Below are 20,095 nucleotides of genomic sequence, written 5' to 3' on the forward strand. Positions count from 1 at the left end.
CATCCATTTCAATTCCTGCTCAAAATAAGCCAACAGTTTGATAGAGGAGTGTTTAATGAGTTTACTGAGTGTCCCATTTGTCGGAACAGGCGCAGATACTGCGTTACATGTTGTCGCTGCCGTCGTTTTAATCGCGAGTGTTGCAGGCGCGTGTTACGGCTTTTGGAAAATCCATGAGTTGCCTATTAATAAGGCGCACAGCAAGGACCATCATCAGATAGGGCTTATCACTGCCCTCACCTGGATAGGATTTGTCTGGCACTGGGTATGGGTGCTAGCCGTGATCTTTGCATTCGTTGATATGGAAAAAGCCATCATCAATCTGCGTGATACATGGAAAAGTAAACCGCAAACAGAAACACAGCCACAAGAGGAGGCATAATGTTAGAAGGTTTAGCGGTATGGGCACTCTTCATCTATCTGCTCCGTTTAGTCGGTATGCCTTGGAACAAAGCGACCAAATCGTTCGCTTACCTTGGCGGTTTGGGTTGGCTGATGTTCGTATGGGTGGGCTTGATTAACTTCACTCCGATGGATTTGTCCGGCGGTTCAGTGGTGCAATCTCCTCATGTTCAATTGCGCCCAGATTCAACTAACGTGAAGGGCAAAGTTGACCACATATACATCAAGCCAAATCAACAAGTTGAGAAAGGTCAGCTCATTTACGAACTCGACCCAACGCAATATGAAATCGCACTGAATCAAGCACGTGTATCGGCGGACTCTGCCAAAGTGGCTCTGGCAACAGCGAAAGGTGACATCGCCATAGAAGAAGCGAACCATGAAGCGCTTGTTCAAGATTTAGAAACATCAAAGAGTCAGTTGGAAGCAGCGAAAGTTGACTACAAATTGCAGAAAAAGATGCTCGATCGTTATGTTGAGCAAAACCGAGTGGTGCAAAACACCATTACGGAAAGCGACATCGACAAACAGTCGAGCACGGTAGACATGGCTCGCCACAATGTGTTGACTCTGGAATCTCAAATCAAGAAGAAACAAGTCGATATTTCACGTGCGAAGCTGGCGATTCATAAAGCGGAGCTAGCGGTTGAAACGAAACAGGCTGAATTGCGTCAAGCGGAAGAGCAAATCGCAAAAGCACAATGGGATTTGAACAGCACCAAAGTGCACGCACCTAGCGATGGCTTTGTGACTAACTTTATCCTGCGTGAGGGTCAGCGTGTATCGGCGATGCCACGTATCAATATGTACACCAACGAGAAGTACGTACTAATGCGAGTAAATCACCAAGCGATTCGTAACGTCAAACCGGGTCAACCTGCGGAATTCTCCTCTTCGGTTTATCCAGGTAAGATCTTCTCAGCAACCGTCGAAGGTATTGTTGAGGCGACAGGTGAATCACAAGGTAACCTGATGGGGTTCGATGACTCTGTTCGCGTGACAACTGGTAAAAACTTGCAGAACAAACACCACTTTGTTCGTCTTAAGATTGATGAGCCAGAAGGCTACGACATCCCTGTTGGCTCTGTTGGCCTTGCATGGGTCAGCGGTGAAAAACCGATAGGCTTCATGGCCTTCTTGGATGTGATTCGCGGGATCATCATCCGAATGAAGTCTCAACTGTACTTCTTCTACTCTATCTAAACTCACAAACCGCCAGTTCCGCTGGCGGTTTTCTTTTCATTTGTATCCAAGCACGTACTTTTCCCGTATAACAATTAGTTAGTAAACAACGGAGAAGATTCATGTCGGCAAAGGAAAGAAGCCTACCTACCCATCGCATCTCAAGATTCAGCAAGTTCGCTTCACTTGCTACCCGTGTCGCAGGCAATGTAATTGCAGAAGGCACGAAGCAGATCGCCAAAGGCAACAAACCAAAAGCGAAAGACCTCTTGTTGACACCGCAGAACATCGCGCGCTTAACCGACCAACTAGCGCACTTACGTGGTGCTGCAATGAAGCTCGGTCAAATGCTGTCAATGGATGCTGGTGATGTTTTAGAACCTGAACTCGCCGATATTCTCTCACGCCTTCGCTCCAACGCAGACCCAATGCCAGCGAAGCAACTGAACGGTGTTATGGAAGGTTCACTTGGTGCTAACTGGAAAGCCGAGTTCCTCTCCTTTAACTTTAAGCCTATTGCCAGCGCCTCAATAGGACAAGTGCATCAGGCTTACAGCGATGCAGGTGATAATCTAGCCGTCAAAGTGCAATATCCAGGCATAAGAAAAAGTATCGATAGCGACGTCGATAATGTCGGCACACTACTCAAAGTCGTTGGGTTGATTCCGGAGTCCGTCGACTACAAAGGACTGCTCGAAGAAGCGAAAAAGCAACTGCATGATGAAGCCGATTACGCACGAGAAGCGCAATTTGCCATTCGTTATCATGACGCTTTGAAAGAGCACCCTCATTTTGTTGTGCCAAAGATCCATACTGAAAGTTGCTCCGATTCCGTTCTCGCGATGGAATTCATTGATGGTAGTCCGATTGAGCAAATCGAACATTATGATCAGAGTACGCGAGATTTTGTCATGCATAGCCTACTCGAATTACTGTTCAGAGAACTGTTCGAATTCAAGATGGTACAAACCGACCCAAACTTTGCTAACTACTTATATATCGAAAACACTCGTCAAATCGGCTTGCTAGACTTTGGGGCGACTCGCGAATACAGCGAACGATTTAGTACTGGCTACCGCCAAGCCTTTGCATCTGTCGTGAATAATGACGAACAAGGCTTGAATGACGCGCTTGAACAGATTGGCTTCTTCAGCCAAACCATCCTGCCAGCACAGCGCCAAGCAATTCTCGACTTAGTTAAAATGGCGTGTGAACCCATGTTGGTTGATGAACCTTACGACTTCAAAGCCAGTGGCCTAGCTCAGAAACTCCGAGAAGCCGGCACCATTCTAAGCATGAAGCAAGAGTACTGGCACACCCCACCAGCGGATGCACTATTCCTGCACAGAAAAATCGGTGGCATGTACTTGCTCGCCGCTCGTATTGGCGCAAAAGTAAACATTCGCCAACTGGTCTCACCTTACCTACAGATTATTGACGAATAGGCTATTGTTTTTCTGCTACTTTCGAGTACCTTGATCCGCTGCCTATAAGAATAATCTGACTGTCGGGGTGCTCGTTGAGTAAGTTTCAAGACCTTTCCACTCTAATTGAACAAATTGTCCAAGCAGAAGAAGCGGAGCAAATCACCGCTCTCAATGATTCTATCGAATGCGGCCTCGAACCCGGTGCGGTTGCGCTGATTCTCGAAGCCTTTCCGATCGATGATCGTGTGAGATTGTGGCGCGCATTACCTATGGAGTTGCACATCGATGTACTAACAGAAATGCGTGCAGAAGTACGTCTTTCGATCATCGAAGCACTTTCTGAAGTTGAGCTAAAGCTTACCTTAGCCAAGCTAGATAACTTATCTCTGATCGAATGGGCAGACTCTCTGCCTGAAGAGTTTATCAATGAAGCGTTAGAGTTGATTGAGAAAGATGAACTCGACCTCTACGATCAAGCCAACGAATACGAAGACGAAGAACTTGGCCGCTGGGCTGAGCGTAAGATCATCACTCTCCCTTTTAATATCACGGTTGGCAAAGCTCGACGCCTAATGGAGCGTTACAGTTACGACACACCGCAGCAGGTGTATCTCATCAACCGTAAGAAACAGTTTCGTGGCGCGGTGAACTACTATGAAATCTTGCGTAGTGAGGAAGACGTTCGCCTTAAAACCTTAGCGATAGAAACCGTCACAGTACTCGACAGTAAAATGGAATTATCTGAGGCCGTAGAAGCGTTGGAGCATAGCCCCCTGCCAGCGTTGCCAGTAACGGATACCGACCAAACCTTAATCGGTGAAGTGGATTGGCAATTCGCATTAAGCACGCAGCGTGAAATATACGAAGCGCGTTTAATGGCTGGTACGGGTATGGATGAAGGCGATGACTTATTTGCTCCGGTATTAAAAAGCTCTCAAAAGCGTGGGGTTTGGCTGGGCATCAACTTGCTAACCGCTATTTTAGCCTCTGTCACTATCGGGTTGTTTGAAGACGTAATTTCACAAGTGGTTGCTCTCGCCGTTCTGATGCCAATCGTTGCCTCTATGGGTGGTATCGCGGGCAGTCAGACACTTACTCTTATGATTCGCGCTATGGCGTTAAACCAGATCACTCCGGGTAACCGTTTTGCACTCTTGAAAAACGAGCTTGGTATTGGTTCTTTGAACGGCTTACTTTGGGCGCTGATCATCGGTGGGCTGACGGGTTTATGGTTCCAATCAACCGTACTGGGCGGCACCATCGCATTAGCTATCATCGTAAATATCATAACAGCAGCCCTATTTGGTGTTTTGATCCCTATTGTTCTGGATAAATTGAAACTCGATCCTGCTTTAGCTGGTTCCGTCATTTTGACTACCGTGACAGATGTGGTCGGCTTCTTCGCTTTTTTAGGAACAGCAAGCCTAGTAATGTTGTAAAAACGATTGCTCTAGTTAATTAATTCATCATTAGCATTATAATTACAAATTGCAAAACGAAATTGCATTTTGCAATAAGCGAGGGATTTTAGGCAACCTATGTCACAGAAACCGCGATTTTTAGGCGGTTATAAAGTTGGCACACTAACTGCATTAGTATGACTGACCCTTCTTAAGCCGAGGGTCACCTAGCCAACTGACGTTGTTAGTGAACTCAATTTGTTCACAAGTATATAAGCCAATCGCACTCTTTGCGGTTGGCTATTTTTTTATCTGTACTTTGTACATTCACCTTCACTTCCGCTCCAGCCTTTCAGAACTCAACTATCTCTCATAGAAAATACTTTCTAGGCGGGCATAAATGCTCATCAACCCAGTTCGTTTCCATTACTTTTTAACTTCTTTTGTATCAGAAAATCGCTATTTCACCATTCCACTATTGACCAACGCGCAGCCAACAAAAAAATACAACCGATTACATGAAAGAAAACACAAACAAAAACCACTTAAAACAATCAACTCAGCAGCATTTAAACACTAAGGCATCATAATTACATTCAGCTTCCATAATTTAAGTTTGATTTATGAACAAAGTAGAACGCCCACCAAAAGAAAACGGTTGCTTTTGATGCCAAAAACCCAACATTTCATACATTCATAAACAAACATATAAAATCAACTTAAATACCACCATGAACCAAATGATACCGATTTCATTACATATTTACCCACCGTAGATTGTAGAAACTGGAATTTTTTTCATTCCACAAATAAATTATAACCTCATGTTTATAAAGGACTTAAAATCATAAAAGCGTAAAGTAAACGTTTAAATGACAAAAAACTCATTGACTATGAGATTTACATCACGATAATACGCGCCGTTTGCCCAGAAATTGGGATCGATAATTAGTTTTAATTTTCTTTGCGGAGGTAAAAATGGCTGCAGACAATAACTACAGTCTAGGACCAGTTCCTAACAGTGCCAGAAAGGGCGTTGCTTCATTAACCATGGTTATGTTGGGACTCACTTTCTTCTCCGCAAGTATGTGGACGGGCGGTTCGCTCGGTACTGGCCTTTCTTTTGACGATTTCTTCCTCGCTGTTCTCATCGGTAACCTCATCCTCGGTATTTACACTTCCTTCCTCGGTTACATCGGCGCTTCTACTGGTCTCTCTACTCACCTCCTTGCTCGTTTCTCTTTTGGCTCTAAAGGCTCTTGGCTTCCTTCCGCACTTCTTGGCGGTACACAAGTTGGTTGGTTTGGTGTTGGCGTAGCGATGTTTGCGATTCCAGTGAACAAGGCAACAGGCATCGATACAAACACGCTTATCATCATTTCTGGTCTACTCATGACCGCAACGGTTTACTTTGGTATCTCTGCACTTATGGTGTTATCGGCAATTGCAGTACCAGCAATTGCCCTACTAGGCGGTTACTCGGTAGTGGAAGCAGTAAATAGCGTTGGTGGCGTAGCAGAACTTCAAAAAGTACAACCTTCGCAGCCAATCGATTTCTCTGTCGCTCTTGCTATGGTCGTAGGCTCATTTGTCAGTGCGGGTACGTTAACCGCAGACTTCGTTCGATTCGGCAAAAAGCCAAAAGGCGCAGTGATGGTCACCATGGTGGCGTTCTTTATCGGTAACTCACTGATGTTCATCTTTGGCGCAGCTGGTGCAGCGGTAACGGGTCAATCAGACATTTCAGAAGTGATGATCGCGCAAGGTCTTCTTATTCCAGCTATCATCGTTCTTGGCTTGAATATTTGGACAACCAACGACAACGCGCTTTACGCCTCAGGCCTGGGCTTCTCCAACATCACTGGTTTGCCAAGTAAATACATCTCAATGGCGAACGGTTTAGTAGGTACATTGTGTGCACTATGGTTGTACAATAACTTTGTAGGCTGGTTAACCTTCCTATCGGTTGCAATTCCACCAATTGGTGGCGTAATCATTGCGGATTTCTTCATGAACCGTAAACGTTACACAAATTTCGCAGCAGCAGAGTTCCAAACGGTAAACTGGGCTGGCATTATCGCTGTGGCGATTGGTGTTGCAGCAGGTCACTTCCTTCCGGGTATCGTGCCTGTGAATGCGGTACTAGGCGGCACAATCAGCTACCTGATTCTAAATCCTATTCTTAATAAAAAGACACTGGCACAGCAGCCAGCGTAAGGAACCATCATGACAACACTATTGATCAAGAACGCAACGCTAAAGGGACAGGAAGGTCTCCAGCAAATTTTGATTGAGGATGGTCAATTCAAGCGTATTGAAGACAATAATGTAGAGCTAAATTACACAGGTGAAGTGCTTGATGCAGAGGGCGGCATGGCTGTCGCTCCATTCTGTGAGCCTCACATTCACCTAGACACAACGCAAACAGCAGGTGAGCCAAGCTGGAACATTTCAGGTACGCTTTTCGAAGGCATTGAGCGTTGGGCTGAGCGCAAAGAGATGTTGTCGATTGAAGATGTGAAATCACGCGCGAAGCAAACGCTTAAGTGGCAAATTGCAAACGGCGTACAGCACGTTCGTACTCACGTTGACGTTTCTGACCCTACCCTAATTGCCCTAAAAGCGATGGTAGAAGTTCGTGAAGAAATGAAAGAGTGGGTAGACATTCAAATCGTTGCGTTTCCGCAAGAAGGTATTTTGTCTTACCCGAACGGCAAAGAACTGTTAGAAGAAGCGGTTCAGTTGGGTGCTGACGTTATTGGTGCGATTCCTCACTTTGAATTCACTCGTGAGTACGGTATTGAATCTCTACACTACGTTTTCGAACTGGCACAGAAATACGACCGTTTGATCGACGTACACTGTGATGAGATCGATGACGAGCAATCACGCTTTGTTGAAACGCTTGCTGCGCTAGCGCACAAGTTCAACATGGGTCACAAGGTAACTGCAAGCCATACAACGGCTATGGGCTCTTACAACGGTGCTTACGCATCTCGCCTGTTCCGTCTGCTACGCATGTCTGGTATCAACTTCGTTGCAAACCCATTGGTGAACATTCACCTTCAAGGCCGCTTCGATGATTACCCGAAACGCCGTGGTGTGACTCGTGTGAAAGAAATGCTGAATGCGAACATCAACGTGTGTTTTGGTCACGATGATGTCTTCGATCCTTGGTACCCACTAGGCACTGCAAACATGCTACAAGTGCTGCATATGGGTCTGCACGTGTGTCAGGTGATGGGTTACGACCAAATCAACAACTCACTGGATCTGATCAGCACGAATTCAGCACGTACACTGAACATTCAAGACAAGCACGGCATTGAAACAGGTAAGCCAGGTAGTTTACTGATTCTTCCTGCAGAAAATGGTTTTGACGCAGTACGTCGTCAAGTGCCAGTTCGTTACTCTGTTCGTCACGGTAAAGTGATTGCAGAAACACAGCCTGCGACAACACACATTCACCTTGGTGAGCAAGAGCAAGTGACTTACAAACGCTAATCACTGAGCTTTTAAACAAAAAAAGGGTCTGATTGAATCAGACCCTTTTTTTATTTCTTCACGCGCTGTGTTAGGTGTCTACGGCAACTAATGACATTCCTTAGCAACGAAGGCGTATTCCCTAAATAAACAACCTTGCCATCTTCATCAACAATGGCAGGTACAACCTTTAAGCCTTTCATATCTGCGCCGTATTCCACCAACTTACGTTCTAGCTCATATAAATCCTGCATATCTCGGACTCAATTTATAATTATCAATTTTCGCGTGAATGCTATCCCTCTAAAGAGATATCAATACTGATCTGGATCATGAAAGATAGATCCTAATTATGGTGGGCTCAAACTTGAGACACTTCATGGTTTGAATGTGTTTTTGAATGTGAAATTTTGTGAATTGCATTCAAATTAAATTTCATAATATAGACAATTTGCGTAATAAATATTTGCACTCCTTCGTAACAAACACTAAAGTTAAGGAGTTAGTTGAGCTTTATACTAAAATGCCGCAAATCGCCCAAACACAGATTTAACACTAACAACGTCAAAATTAGTGCTTATAAAATAAAGAATAAAATAAAACCTAGGGTCAGCAGCAATGTTGACCCTTTTCTTTGCCTCCATCAAATCGAGCCAAACAGAAAAATTTTGAGCCTTATAGCAAACAAAACTTTTGCGTGATAACTGTCGGTTATCAGCGAGATAAGTAGATTCCTAATCAAACAGCGTTCAATAATAGCTTCGAACCAAACATCTCGGAGTGAAATACATGAACATTTTCAACAAAACTACATTGGTCGCGGCGCTATCTCTTCCCCTACTTGCAGGATGCGTGACTCCGGGAGAAGATGATCCAAACGCATTAACAAAACAAGGCGCTGCAGGTGGTGCACTTTTAGGTCTGACGATGGGCGCTTTGACGGGGGATGCTGAGCTTGCCGTGAAAGGCGCAGTTGCGGGTGGTGTCGCCGGTGGTGTCGCAGGTGCGGGCGCGGATATTCACAATAACCGTGACAACATTCGCCACGACAGCCGCAATGACGCGATTAGTGGTATTAACGGTGGTCAGAACACAGCAGCAACCAATGCCCCGCAACAGTGGCAAGAGATCGATAACTTTGTAGGTGATTGGAACGTAAATATCCAGAACCACAATCGCGACTTCAAAGGCTTAGAAGGTTTGTCGGCACACGGCTCGCTAGCAAAAACAACAGAAGCAAATGTTAAGGTGACCAACTCGCAAGGTGTTGACCTTAATGCCGCGTTCACGTTCGATCCACAAGCAGGCTACCAATTGACGCTGACCAATGAAGCAAAAGATGTATCGGTTGCTTTTGCTGGCGAACAACAATCACAAAACCATCGCTACAACTTCTACCCGATGAACATTAACGACGTCATTTACCAAGGTATTCCGACGGGTGATGTGCGTGTCGAGCTAGGTTTTGCAGGTCCAAACGTTTGGACCATCGATAGCTACGCTTACATCGACGGAGCAGAACAAAAAGTACAAACGTTCCGATTCACTCGCACCCTGTAAAACAACAAGGCTTTCTTCGCAACATCTCAATAACAACGCCTCATTTGGCAATTTAATAAAGGCTTAGGCATACTCTGTCTAAGCCTTTATTTTTTAGAAGAAATCCATGTCTCAACTCAACCTAGCAGAGCTCAGCCAATTTGAGCCCCAGTTCCTACAGTTTATGCTGCAAGAGATGCAAACTGATGCCGCTCACGACCTCAGTCACGTACAACGCGTAGTCAAAACCGCTCGTCAGCTAACAGAACAAGAAGGCGCAGATTTAGCCGTTGTATTACCTGCTGCGTATCTGCACGATTGCTTTACTTACCCAAAAGATCACCCGAACCGCAAACAAAGCTCAACGATTGCGGCAACCAAAGCGATTTCGTTTCTAGAAAGCATCGACTACCCTGCTCAGTACCATGACGCTATCGCCCACGCGATCGAATCTCACAGCTTTAGCGCCAACATTACACCAAATACGTTGGAAGCTCAGGTCGTCCAAGACGCAGACCGCTTAGACGCGCTTGGCGCAATTGGTGTGACACGTTGTATTCAAGTGAGCACGTTATTTGATGCCGCCTTATATAACGAACAAGACATGTTTGCAGAGCATCGAGAATTGGAAGATAAACGATTCACCATCGATCACTTCCAAACCAAATTGTTTAAAATTGTTGAGACAATGAACACCAAAGCAGCATATGAAGAAGGTTTGAAGCGTAAAGCGTTTATGCAGTCTTACCTAGAGCAGTTGCGCCAAGAAGTAGAAGGTTAATATGTCGGAAAGTCACGACCTAATTAAAGAGCTCAAACGCCAACTCAAGCAATCTGGCTTGCACTATGTCGATGTCGCGCAGCACTTGGAACTGAGCGAGGGCTCCGTAAAACGCTTATTGGCAGAAGGCAGTCAAATCAGCCTCGACCGCTTGGAGCGTATCTGTCAGCTGATTGGGTTAGAAATGGCAGAGCTATTTAAACTGGCAGCAGCACACAACAAAGGGCTGGAGTCGCTCACGCTAGAACAAGAAAAACAGCTGGTTGATGATAAAGGCTTATTGTTGGTTGCGGTTTGTGTGGTCAATGGTTATCGCTTCGAACAAATCATCGAGCAATACACCTTTGATGAGTTAGAGCTGATACAAAAGCTCGCCCAACTCGACCGCCTCAATATCATCGACTTGCTGCCAGGTAACAAGATTCGTCTGCGTATATCCCCGACTTTCAAGTGGCACACAGGTGGCCCTATTCAGCGTTTCTTCCAGCAACAAGTTCAAGAAGCTTTCTTCCAGAGCTATTTCTCTGCTGAAGATGAAAAGCTAGTGATGGCAACGGGCTTAATGAGCTTGCCAACCAACAAGAAGATGCAGCAAAAGCTACAAAAGGTCATTGATGAGTTTTATCAGATCTGTCAGAGCGACGATTCACTGGATATGAACGAGAAGCACGGTACCTCTCTGGTGATTGCGATGCGTCGTTGGACATTCCCGTTGTTTAACCCTTGGGAACGCAAATAGGTACTACCTGATGCTCGATAAACTCAAAAGCCTATCGGTCAAGACGAGACCTATTCTCCCTTTCTTCATACTCATCGCGTTTAGTGGTTTTGCGGTGTTCATTGCCACACTCTTGCAACTTTCTGATGTTGTTAAGGAGTCTTATCTTATTCCGAGTGGCGTAACTGCGTTGTGGGCGCTTGCCGCTTGGGTGATGATCTCAAGCTTTCAGCATGTTCCTGAACTTACACCAAGCCTCGGTTTTTTCAAACGAATGAAAGCTCGCTTGGTGCGTCTGTTCTTTTATTTGGTGACATTAGGCTTTATTGGACTCTCTGGTTTCATTCTGTTTGTCACATTGAGAATGCTCAGCGTCTGGTTTCGACACTAAGCTCATCTCGTAACGCATGAGAGCACCAATCAGTGCGATATCACAAAATCATGAAACCAAAAGTATCGCAAAGTGTTACTTTTGGTTTCTCATAACGTAACTCTTTTCTTCACACTCGCTTCCTAAAACGCAACCTTTAAAGTGCTCCCATCTCAACGCGATTTTTGCAATTACGGAGCCAGCATGTTTCTCACTAAACGATTCTTCCCCTATTTCGTGACTCAGTGCCTTGGTGCACTGAACGACAATATCTACAAGAATGTTCTCTTGTTGATGGTAACCTACAGCCAAATTGACTCACTACCGATGTCGGTTGACCTTTTTGTTAACCTTGCAGCGGGCTTATTTATTCTTCCCTTTTTTCTATTTTCTGCCCACGCTGGTGCGATTGCCGACAACATGGACAAAGCCAAGTTAATCCGCCGCTTAAAACTTATTGAATTAGTGATCATGAGTTGTGCAGCGACGGCTATCATGACGCAGAGTGCCATTCTAATGCTGGTTCTACTCTTCATGACTGGTACTCAATCGGCTTACTTCGGCCCTGTGAAATACGCTCTACTTCCTCAAGCGCTAAAATCTGATGAGCTAGTGAAAGGCAACGCTTGGGTTGAGATTGGGACTTTCCTTTCTATCCTGATTGGTACATTAAGCGCAGGTCTATTGCTTGCGATTCCAAATGGTATGCTTATCGCCTCTTGCATTGTGATTACGCTGTCACTACTGGGCTTTTTAAGCAGCGCAAACATCCCTTCTCTGCCAAGTAAGAAAAGTGACCAAGTAAAATTCGAACCTGTTACTGGTTTGAAGAAAACACTCAAACTGGCACAAAAACAACGCGGTATTTGGATGTCGATTCTAGCGATTAGTTGGTTCTGGTTTATGGGTGCGACTTACCTGACTCAATTCCCCAATTTTGCTCGTGAACACCTATTTGCAGACAGCACTGTGGTTTCTCTGTTGTTGGCTCTGTTCTCAGTTGGTATCGCGACAGGCTCATGGTTATGTGAAAAGCTGTCTTTCAATCAAGTTGAACTGGGTATTCTGCCATTTGGTATTTTGGGCTTAACGATTTTCAGTGTCGACCTACTATGGGCAGTACCTGCAATCGAATCTTTCCCAAGTCAGTATTACGACGTACAAAGCTTTGTTGCCCAATCTTCACATATTCGAGTAATGATCGACTTGTTCTTGGTTGGTGTGAGCGGAGGCGTATTTATTGTTCCCCTTTATGCGTTTATCCAATCGCGCTCAGAAGAGGGCGAATGTGCTCAATCTATTGCGGCAAACAACATCATGAACGCACTGTTTATGGTCGCTTCCGCTGCTGTTTCTATCTTGGTGTTAAGTGTTTTAGAGTTCTCTATTGTTGAGCTATTTGCCATTTTGGCAGTCGGTAACTTCATCGTGGCTATCTACGTTTACCGTCAAGTACCTGAGTTTACTCAGCGCTTTGTTAGCTACTTGCTAAGCCACTGTCTGTACCGAGTTTCGGTAACCGGTCGCCAGCATATCCCAGAGCAAGGCGCTGCGCTGATTGTGGCAAACCATGTGAGCTATGTAGACGCTTTGATTCTAATGGGCACATCAACCCGTCCTGTTCGATTCGTGATGGACAAATCAATCAGTGAGCTGCCTGTTCTTAAGCACGTTTTTCGTCATGCTGGCGTTATCCCAATCTGCTCTCCACGCAAATGCGCAGAGACTTACAAAAGAGCTTTCGAACAGATTGAGCAAGCTCTTAATAACGACGAGGTAGTTTGTATCTTCCCTGAAGGTCGTTTGACCTCAAATGGTGAACTGGGCGAGTTCCGACCGGGTGTTGAGAAGATTCTAAAACGTACACCGGTTCCAGTGATTCCAATGGCGTTAAAAGGCTTATGGGGCTCTTTCTTCAGCCACAAGAATGGACACGCGTTAACGAAGCGCCCTACTCGCTTTTGGTCTCGTATCGAAGTCAATATTGGTGAGCTATTGCAACCAACCACGTTAGATCGTCATTTGTTACAAAAAGAAGTGCAAGATTTGCTAATTCGCTGACAGTAGTCTCATGGATAATTTAGTAGGATAAAATCAACATCATAAATCTAGGAGGCATTATGAAAATCATCATCTTACATGGTCTTTATATGCATGGGCTGGTCATGCAGCCTCTTAGCCAAAAGCTGAGAAAACTGGGCTACGAGACCCAAGTATTGAGTTACAACACGGTTTCAATTAACGAAGAGTCGCTGTTCGATTCCATCGACAAAGCGCTTAATCCGCTGACTGCTAATGTGTTGGTGGGTCATAGCCTAGGTGGTTTGATGATTAAACGATACCTCGCGAGCAGAAAACCATCGACAAGTCTGGTGTCCCACGTTGTGGCAATTGGCTCGCCACTGAAAGGCGCATCTATCGTCACTCGCATTCAAGATTTGGGATTCGGTGCGATGCTTGGTAATTCACCGTATCACGGCCTTAACAAGCACGAAGATGTTTGGACTTTCCCACAAAAGCTCGGCAGCATCGCAGGCACAATGGGCATTGGCGCTAGGCCGATTCTAATGCATAAAGACAACACTATGTCTGATGGCACAGTGACCGTTGATGAAACACGTTTAGAAGGCATGCAAGATCATATAGAGACGAAACAGACTCACACTAGCCTTATCTACAACACCTATGTACCTGCGCAGATTGATCACTTTATCAAAACTGATCACTTCAGCCGATAGCGCACTTTTCCATCAAGTAGTTGCAATCTACTTTTCAAGCCAAGGCGTTCGCAGTACTATCTCTACTCCGACCACTCATTTGAGTGTCGGAGTTTTTTACTTCTAACCATATTGGTTGGATTCAATGTTCTCAGGGCGGGGCGAAATTCCCCACCGGCGGTATACTCTTTTGAGTGAGCCCGCGAGCGCTCGATTCGTCGAGGTCAGCAGATCTGGTGAGATGCCAGAGCCGACGGTTATAGTCCGGATGAAAGAGAATAAGAAAACATCAGCGGTTTCCTCAACGTTCTGTGTTGATGAACACTGGTGCACTTCTTTTTGGATCGCATTTTTATTGCGCGGGTTGTGCCGTCTTACAGTCGGTGGCTCAGTGCATACATAAAATGTGACGATCCCTCATACCGCCCTGATTCTGGTGATATTTAGGAGTTAACCATGAATCAGTCATCACTACTTGCCGAATTTGGCGACCCAATTACTCGCGTTGAAAACGCACTTATCGCATTAAAAGAAGGCCGTGGCGTGCTTCTTCTTGACGATGAAGATCGTGAAAACGAAGGCGACATCATTTATTCCGTAGAGCACCTGACTAATGAGCAAATGGCTCTGATGATCCGCGAGTGCAGCGGCATTGTGTGCCTATGCCTGACAGACGCTCAAGCAGACAAATTGGAACTGCCACCAATGGTTGTGAACAACAACAGCGCAAACCAAACGGCTTTCACGGTTTCTATTGAAGCGAAGCAAGGCGTAACAACTGGCGTTTCTGCCGCTGACCGTGTAACAACCATCAAAACAGCAGCAAACCCAAATGCAAAACCAGATGACTTAGCTCGTCCTGGTCATGTATTCCCTCTACGTGCTCGTCCTGGTGGCGTAATGACTCGTCGTGGCCACACAGAAGGCACTATCGATCTGATGCAAATGGCCGGTTTGCAGCCTGCAGGCGTGCTATGTGAGGTGACAAACCCAGATGGCACTATGGCAAAAGCACCAGAGATCGTCACGTTTGGTCGTTTACACAACATGCCAGTACTCACTATCGAAGACATGGTTACGTACCGTAATCAATTTGATTTGAAGCTAGCGTAATCAACACGCATTTGCCCTAGTCAAAAGCCGCTGAACTCAGCGGCTTTTTTTGATCGATTTGATTCCTTTGCGAGTAGCTATACTTAGTAAAAACAAAAGGAATCAACACCATGAAGGGAATCACTCGCAGCGCACTTGCCACAACACTACTCTCCGCTAGCTGTTTGGCTTTTGCATCGAGCTGTCCAGATATCTTGCAAGGAAAGCAAAGGCTTCTCAATTCAACGGAAGAAATAGAGCTTTGTGACGCCTTCAAAGGCAAAACGCTACTGGTCGTGAACACCGCAAGCCAGTGTGGCTTTACCCCTCAATTCGAGCAATTAGAGCAGTTGCATCAAACTTACAAAGACCAAAACTTTGCCGTTGTGGGCTTTCCAAGTAACGACTTTCGTCAAGACCGTGGCAGTGAAGAAAAAACCGCTAAAATTTGCTATCTCGACTACGGTGTTACCTTCCCTATGATGGCGCGAACCTCTGTTCTTGGCGAGGATGCAAACCCAGTATTTGCCGAGATCAGTACTCAAGCGGGCATTACTCCGAAATGGAACTTCTACAAGTTCTTGATCAACAAAGAAGGTAAAGTCGTTGCGACCTTCCCAAGTTCAACCTCTCCAACAAGTACTACGCTTACTAACATGATTGAACAGCAACTGTAAGGAAGGCTGCTATGACGACCACACGTACGACAATGCTGCAATTGGGTTATTTAGGACTGCTGCCCTTTCTGTTCAGCTTGGTTCTCATCGTTACAGAAAGGACTTTGTTTAACTTATCTGGGGAGCAGTTTTTTATTGCTTACAGTGCGGTGATTTTGAGTTTTCTTTCCGGGGTACTTTGGGGCAACGCCATTGATCATTTCTACCATCGATTGAGTCGAAATGCCTTGGTGCTAAGTAACTTATTCGTATTGCTTGCTTGGGGAGCATTGCTGCAAGGTAACAAGCATTATGTCACCGCGACTCTGTTATTGGCAGCTGGCTACATTGCCGTTTGGTACGCGGAAAAGCTGATTCGAAGAGTAGAAAAAGAAGCGGAGCCAAAAGGTTATCAGATGATGCGAGGCAAGCTCACGACAGGTGTGGTACTTATGCATGGGTTGGTTTTAATCGTTTAAACTGGTCTGTCCACCTACCAGATCACAAAATTAACCAAGTTATATAAAACAATGTTCATTTCGTGAAGTGCGCGTAATTTTGAACACCGTTTTGTTTTAATTATGAATGGATGGTCATATAAGTATCTCAAAAGCATTCACAAAGGATATGAATATGTTTTTTCGTAAACTTCTTTTTAGTACCGCAGTTATCAATGCAACAGCAGGTTGTGTGTCTTATCAAGCACAACAGGCTGCGGTCAATACGGTGAATACCACTGGAGTGGTTCTTAACAACGTAGTGAAAACCACCATCGCTCAGCCTTGTAACGTTGCCGTCACTGTTGCCAGCTTGTTTTATCCAAATGCGATCTTTATGACTGATATGCCAACCGCAGCTTGTACGGCTGTTCTCCGCTAACGCAAAATGAACATAAAAAATGGCGACCTCGATGGTCGCCATTTTTATTTTTCTCAAAAACTATAGTGTCAGTAGGTAATTCACTAACTCGTTGTATTCATCATAAGTACGAATCTCATTAGGGATAACGATGTACTTATCGTTGACCAATACACCTGGAACACCCGTTAATGTGCTTTGTTTGAACTGCTTATCAAAGCCCTTCTGCATTGAGTTAACGGCAAAGCTGTTGTAAGCCGCATCAAACTTCTTCGCATCGACGCCGTTATCAACGAAAATCTGCTTGAGTTCAGATTCATCTTTTGGCGCTTGGCGCTTTTGATGAATTTGAGCAAACATCGCCGGTACCATCGTCTTCTCTACGCCCAAAGACACCATTGTTGCGTATGACTTAGCCATTGGAACGGCCATATCGCTGCCCATAAAAGCAACATGAACTTTCTCAAAACTTGCATCTTTCGGTAATGCTGGCTTCATGTTGTCAATCACTGCTTCAAACTTGTAACAATGGGGGCAATAAAAAGAGAAGAATTCCGTCACTGTCGGTTTGCTGGCCTTGTCTACATCTAAGACCTTGTAGTGCTTACCTTCTTCAAATTGTGCTGCGTGGGCAGTAAATGCCAATAAAAGGGTGCTGCATAGCGCGAGTAGCTTTTTCATGTTTGATTCCTTTAGGCACACCTGTGCCATTCTCATTAATAAATAAAACGCCAGTTGGGCTGGTCAATGATTGAGGCTGGAATCAAACAATTGGAGGACGGTAAGGCTTATAAATAACGAGCACCGCTTTCGGTGTGAGCGCTTTGTCGATCAAAGCAAGACGATGAGGGAGTTGTATCTGTTCATCTTGCAAAAGGTTCGTGGGAATTTTAACGAGGCATGAAGAGGTACAACTGGTATGTGGTTGCTGTCCTTTCTCTAAGACATGCACATCTTGATGAGACTCAACACAATCCGTTCGTTCAGTACCTAATGGATGATGAAAGTCATCAGAAGCCGTTTGTAACGTATGATGTTCAATCGGTGCCGTAGCCGCACGTACACTTGACGCAAAACCAGTTAGCAGCATGGCCAACAAGCAAAGCATTGTCATCATTAATGTACGATTAAAACTCAACATACAACTTCTTTAAAATATGGTGAATACTCATCATACAGAATCCACTCTTTCATACAAGTTATCCGATGAGTAACACCCTCATAAACCAGAAGATTCTTACTTTCGTTACCGACTACGATTCCAATAAAACTTGAAATCACTATGAAACCTGAGTAATAGTTAGATCAGTTTTTGTACAAACAAGGAAAGATTAATGCTTAAAAAGAGATTCTTTAAAACAAAAGATGAAGTCGAAGTCACGTTCGAGCTAGACAAAAATCAGTGGGAGTCGATTCAAATTGCAGGCGATTTCAACAACTGGCAACCAGAACCAATGAAGCTCGTGAAGAAAAGTGGCCAATTTAAATTTAAAACGCGCTTGCCGACGGAACAAAATATCCAGTTCCGTTATCTATTTGACGAAGCTGAATGGGAAAACGATCCGCAAGCAGACGCATACGTGCCTAATGGCTTTGGTAGCGACAATAGCGTCGTTTGTACCCAAGAGCAGCCAGCTTAATCACTAAATACACAAACTAAGGTGCACTAGTGCACCTTTTTTATTGCCTAATTTTCATAAAGTTACCACCAATTGTTGTTATATGGAAACAGTGTTTTACCTAAAGCGATATATATCAACAAACACCATTTCCTTAATATATCCACATCGCAGCGAAACAGGTGTTCTTGACTAAAAGCTGCTCTCAAACGAAAGCAATTCTTAAAAAATTAAGGAAACAAAAGATGAAAAAACTGATTGTAATCACAGGTGCAAGTTCTGGTATTGGTGAAGCTATCGCACGCCGTCTAAGCGATGAAGGTCACCCACTTCTTCTTCTTGCTCGTCGTGTAGAGCGCTTAGAAGCACTAAACCTGCCAAACACGCTATGTGAAAAAGTAGACGTTACTGAAAAAGCTTCATTTGAAGCGGCAATTGCTAAAGCAGAAGAGAAATTTGGCCCTGCTGACGCACTAGTAAACAACGCAGGCGTGATGCTACTTGGTCAAATTGACACACAAGATGCATCAGAGTGGAAACGTATGTTCGACGTGAACGTACTTGGTTTGCTAAACGGCATGCAGTCTGTGCTAGCACCAATGAAAGCGCGTAACAGCGGTACTATCATCAACATCAGCTCAATCGCAGGTAAAAAGACGTTCCCAGACCATGCGGCTTACTGTGGTACTAAATTCGCGGTTCACGCAATTTCTGAAAACGTTCGTGAAGAAGTAGCAGCATCAAACGTTCGCGTAACAACAATCGCACCAGGCGCTGTAGAAACTGAACTGCTTTCTCACACTACATCGCAAGAAATCAAAGATGGTTACGGTGCATGGAAAGAAGACATGGGCGGCGTGCTAGCTGCTGATGACATCGCACGTGCGGTTCTGTTTGCTTACCAACAACCACAAAACGTTTGTATCCGTGAGATCGCTCTAGCACCAACTAAGCAACAGCCTTAATCTGTGCAATTTTAAGACGAACAAATTCAAAAAGCGGCTCAATGCCGCTTTTCTTGTTGCTGTAATCAAACGGACCCAAACGGCATTATTTCCTCGGTTTAATCGTTCGATAAGCCACATCAGTTAGGTAGTCATTGAGACGATGTGATGCCGCGACCGCTTCCTCGCCATCAGTATGGCTGACAGCACGTAAAACTGCAGCATGAAGAGAAGATGCTTCAACCAAATCTGAGTCTTGGTTTTTAAATGCAAACCAAAAGCGGCGGGATAAGCCTTGTAGTGGTGCCATTGCTAGCTGCAGATACTCATTACATGCAGCTTTGACGAGCAAGGTATGGATTTCTTTAAGTAAAGACGCGTAAAGCAGATCATCTTTGTTTTCTGCACAAGCTTCTAACTGCTCAGCCAACATTAACATCTGCTGTTTCTCTTCAACACTTGCTCGCGAGGCAGCGTAGTTGACACATAAGGCTTCAATGTCGCGACGGACTTCTAAGATCTTTAGTTGGCTCTCGACAGAGATTGCTGGGATTTGAATTCCACGTCGCGGGTGGATCTCAACCATACATTCATAAGCCAATCTTTGTAACGCTTCTCGAACTGGCGTTCGCCCAAGTTCTAATTCTTCTGCCAACTGTTTTTCACTGACCATACTCCCTGGTTCTAATTCGCGGAAGATGATCATTTTTTCAAGTTTGCTGTATGCAACTTCTGTCTTATTGACTGAATTTACGGTCATTCTCGTTCCTATTCCATTGATCAATCTTTTAGTGAGCAATCTCACGATAAGAAGTTTTGCCATTGTACCAAAAAAAGAAATCCGAATATATTAAAAACATACAACTGATATATCAGATGAACATCAGTAATCTATTAGTGAGGTAAG

General features: G+C 44.7%; 22 protein-coding genes and 1 riboswitch. Of the genes, 18 read left to right on the plus strand and 4 right to left on the minus strand.

The genetic code is table 11. The features are described 5' to 3' along the window. Positions 1-55 precede the first annotated feature (55 nt). From VJL_RS10205 to VJL_RS10235, 6 genes are all read left to right on the plus strand, one after another. Positions 56-382: an MFS transporter gene (locus VJL_RS10205; protein WP_005433326.1), complete on the plus strand. Its 327-nt coding sequence runs from the start codon at positions 56-58 to the stop codon at positions 380-382. Further along, positions 382-1,605, plus strand: a complete 1,224-nt coding sequence (locus VJL_RS10210; RefSeq protein WP_038877661.1) for an HlyD family secretion protein — start codon at positions 382-384, stop codon at positions 1,603-1,605. The genes VJL_RS10205 and VJL_RS10210 overlap by 1 nt, the downstream gene beginning before the upstream one ends. A gap of 101 nt (positions 1,606-1,706) precedes the next feature. Then, positions 1,707-3,029, plus strand: a complete 1,323-nt coding sequence (locus VJL_RS10215; RefSeq protein ID WP_038877663.1) for an ABC1 kinase family protein — start codon at positions 1,707-1,709, stop codon at positions 3,027-3,029. A 74-nt stretch (positions 3,030-3,103) separates the two neighbouring features. After that, positions 3,104-4,450, plus strand: coding sequence for a magnesium transporter (locus tag VJL_RS10220; protein WP_038877664.1), 1,347 nt, complete (start codon positions 3,104-3,106; stop codon positions 4,448-4,450). Positions 4,451-5,389: 939 nt separating this feature from the next. Beyond that, complete coding sequence (gene codB, locus VJL_RS10230) at positions 5,390-6,628, plus strand: cytosine permease (RefSeq protein WP_038867329.1); 1,239 nt, start codon at positions 5,390-5,392, stop codon at positions 6,626-6,628. 9 nt (positions 6,629-6,637) lie between these two features. Beyond that, positions 6,638-7,915: a cytosine deaminase gene (locus tag VJL_RS10235; RefSeq protein WP_038877668.1), complete on the plus strand. Its 1,278-nt coding sequence runs from the start codon at positions 6,638-6,640 to the stop codon at positions 7,913-7,915. 50 nt (positions 7,916-7,965) lie between these two features. Here the strand turns inward: VJL_RS10235 and VJL_RS10240 are convergent, their stop codons facing one another. Further along, positions 7,966-8,148 (minus strand): hypothetical protein, encoded by a 183-nt coding sequence (locus tag VJL_RS10240; RefSeq protein WP_009704791.1) that lies wholly within the window; start codon positions 8,146-8,148, stop codon positions 7,966-7,968. Positions 8,149-8,683: 535 nt separating this feature from the next. On the opposite strand from VJL_RS10240, the gene VJL_RS10245 reads away from it, so the two are divergent. The 10 genes from VJL_RS10245 (at position 8,684) to VJL_RS10290 (ending at position 16,646) form a co-directional block, all read left to right on the plus strand. After that, on the plus strand, positions 8,684-9,454 hold the full coding sequence (locus tag VJL_RS10245; protein ID WP_038877670.1) for a YMGG-like glycine zipper-containing protein: 771 nt from the start codon (positions 8,684-8,686) through the stop codon (positions 9,452-9,454). 106 nt (positions 9,455-9,560) lie between these two features. Further along, positions 9,561-10,214 carry an HD domain-containing protein gene (locus tag VJL_RS10250; protein WP_038877672.1) on the plus strand — a complete coding sequence of 218 codons (654 nt, stop codon included), beginning with the start codon at positions 9,561-9,563 and terminating at the stop codon, positions 10,212-10,214. 1 nt (position 10,215) lies between these two features. Next, positions 10,216-10,953 carry a helix-turn-helix domain-containing protein gene (locus VJL_RS10255; protein ID WP_009704793.1) on the plus strand — a complete coding sequence of 246 codons (738 nt, stop codon included), beginning with the start codon at positions 10,216-10,218 and terminating at the stop codon, positions 10,951-10,953. Between the two features lie 10 nt (positions 10,954-10,963). Then, on the plus strand, positions 10,964-11,323 hold the full coding sequence (locus VJL_RS10260) for a hypothetical protein (protein WP_038877674.1): 360 nt from the start codon (positions 10,964-10,966) through the stop codon (positions 11,321-11,323). 183 nt (positions 11,324-11,506) lie between these two features. Beyond that, positions 11,507-13,363 (plus strand): MFS transporter, encoded by a 1,857-nt coding sequence (locus tag VJL_RS10265; protein WP_038877676.1) that lies wholly within the window; start codon positions 11,507-11,509, stop codon positions 13,361-13,363. 59 nt (positions 13,364-13,422) lie between these two features. Beyond that, a complete protein-coding gene (locus tag VJL_RS10270; RefSeq protein WP_005442468.1) occupies positions 13,423-14,040 on the plus strand; it encodes a PGAP1-like alpha/beta domain-containing protein in 618 nt (205 codons plus the stop codon). 122 nt (positions 14,041-14,162) lie between these two features. Continuing rightward, a riboswitch (FMN riboswitch) is annotated at positions 14,163-14,303 on the plus strand. A gap of 172 nt (positions 14,304-14,475) precedes the next feature. Then, the gene (ribB, locus tag VJL_RS10275) at positions 14,476-15,132 is read left to right on the plus strand and encodes a 3,4-dihydroxy-2-butanone-4-phosphate synthase (protein ID WP_038877678.1); all 657 of its coding nucleotides are present in this window, start codon (positions 14,476-14,478) and stop codon (positions 15,130-15,132) included. 110 nt (positions 15,133-15,242) lie between these two features. Then, positions 15,243-15,788: a glutathione peroxidase gene (locus tag VJL_RS10280; RefSeq protein ID WP_038877679.1), complete on the plus strand. Its 546-nt coding sequence runs from the start codon at positions 15,243-15,245 to the stop codon at positions 15,786-15,788. A gap of 11 nt (positions 15,789-15,799) precedes the next feature. Beyond that, positions 15,800-16,246, plus strand: a complete 447-nt coding sequence (locus tag VJL_RS10285) for a DUF3429 domain-containing protein (protein WP_038877680.1) — start codon at positions 15,800-15,802, stop codon at positions 16,244-16,246. A gap of 154 nt (positions 16,247-16,400) precedes the next feature. Beyond that, on the plus strand, positions 16,401-16,646 hold the full coding sequence (locus tag VJL_RS10290; protein ID WP_005433479.1) for a hypothetical protein: 246 nt from the start codon (positions 16,401-16,403) through the stop codon (positions 16,644-16,646). A gap of 60 nt (positions 16,647-16,706) precedes the next feature. Here VJL_RS10290 and VJL_RS10295 read toward each other — a convergent pair whose 3' ends face one another. Together VJL_RS10295 and VJL_RS10300 are read right to left on the minus strand one after the other, a co-directional pair. Further along, positions 16,707-17,306, minus strand: a complete 600-nt coding sequence (locus tag VJL_RS10295; RefSeq protein WP_038877682.1) for a thiol:disulfide interchange protein DsbA/DsbL — start codon at positions 17,304-17,306, stop codon at positions 16,707-16,709. 82 nt (positions 17,307-17,388) lie between these two features. After that, positions 17,389-17,766: a hypothetical protein gene (locus VJL_RS10300; protein WP_038867315.1), complete on the minus strand. Its 378-nt coding sequence runs from the start codon at positions 17,764-17,766 to the stop codon at positions 17,389-17,391. Between the two features lie 193 nt (positions 17,767-17,959). Between VJL_RS10300 and VJL_RS10305 the strand changes: the two genes are divergently transcribed. Further along, a complete protein-coding gene (locus VJL_RS10305; protein ID WP_038877683.1) occupies positions 17,960-18,265 on the plus strand; it encodes an isoamylase early set domain-containing protein in 306 nt (101 codons plus the stop codon). Between the two features lie 224 nt (positions 18,266-18,489). Further along, positions 18,490-19,209, plus strand: coding sequence for an SDR family oxidoreductase (locus tag VJL_RS10310; protein ID WP_038877685.1), 720 nt, complete (start codon positions 18,490-18,492; stop codon positions 19,207-19,209). A gap of 85 nt (positions 19,210-19,294) precedes the next feature. Here the strand turns inward: VJL_RS10310 and VJL_RS10315 are convergent, their stop codons facing one another. Beyond that, entirely contained in the window at positions 19,295-19,948 is a 654-nt protein-coding gene (locus VJL_RS10315; protein WP_038877687.1) for a GntR family transcriptional regulator, read from the minus strand. Positions 19,949-20,095: the final 147 nt, after the last annotated feature.

It is taken from the genome of Vibrio jasicida CAIM 1864 = LMG 25398 (assembly GCF_000400365.1).
Lineage (GTDB): Bacteria > Pseudomonadota > Gammaproteobacteria > Enterobacterales > Vibrionaceae > Vibrio > Vibrio jasicida.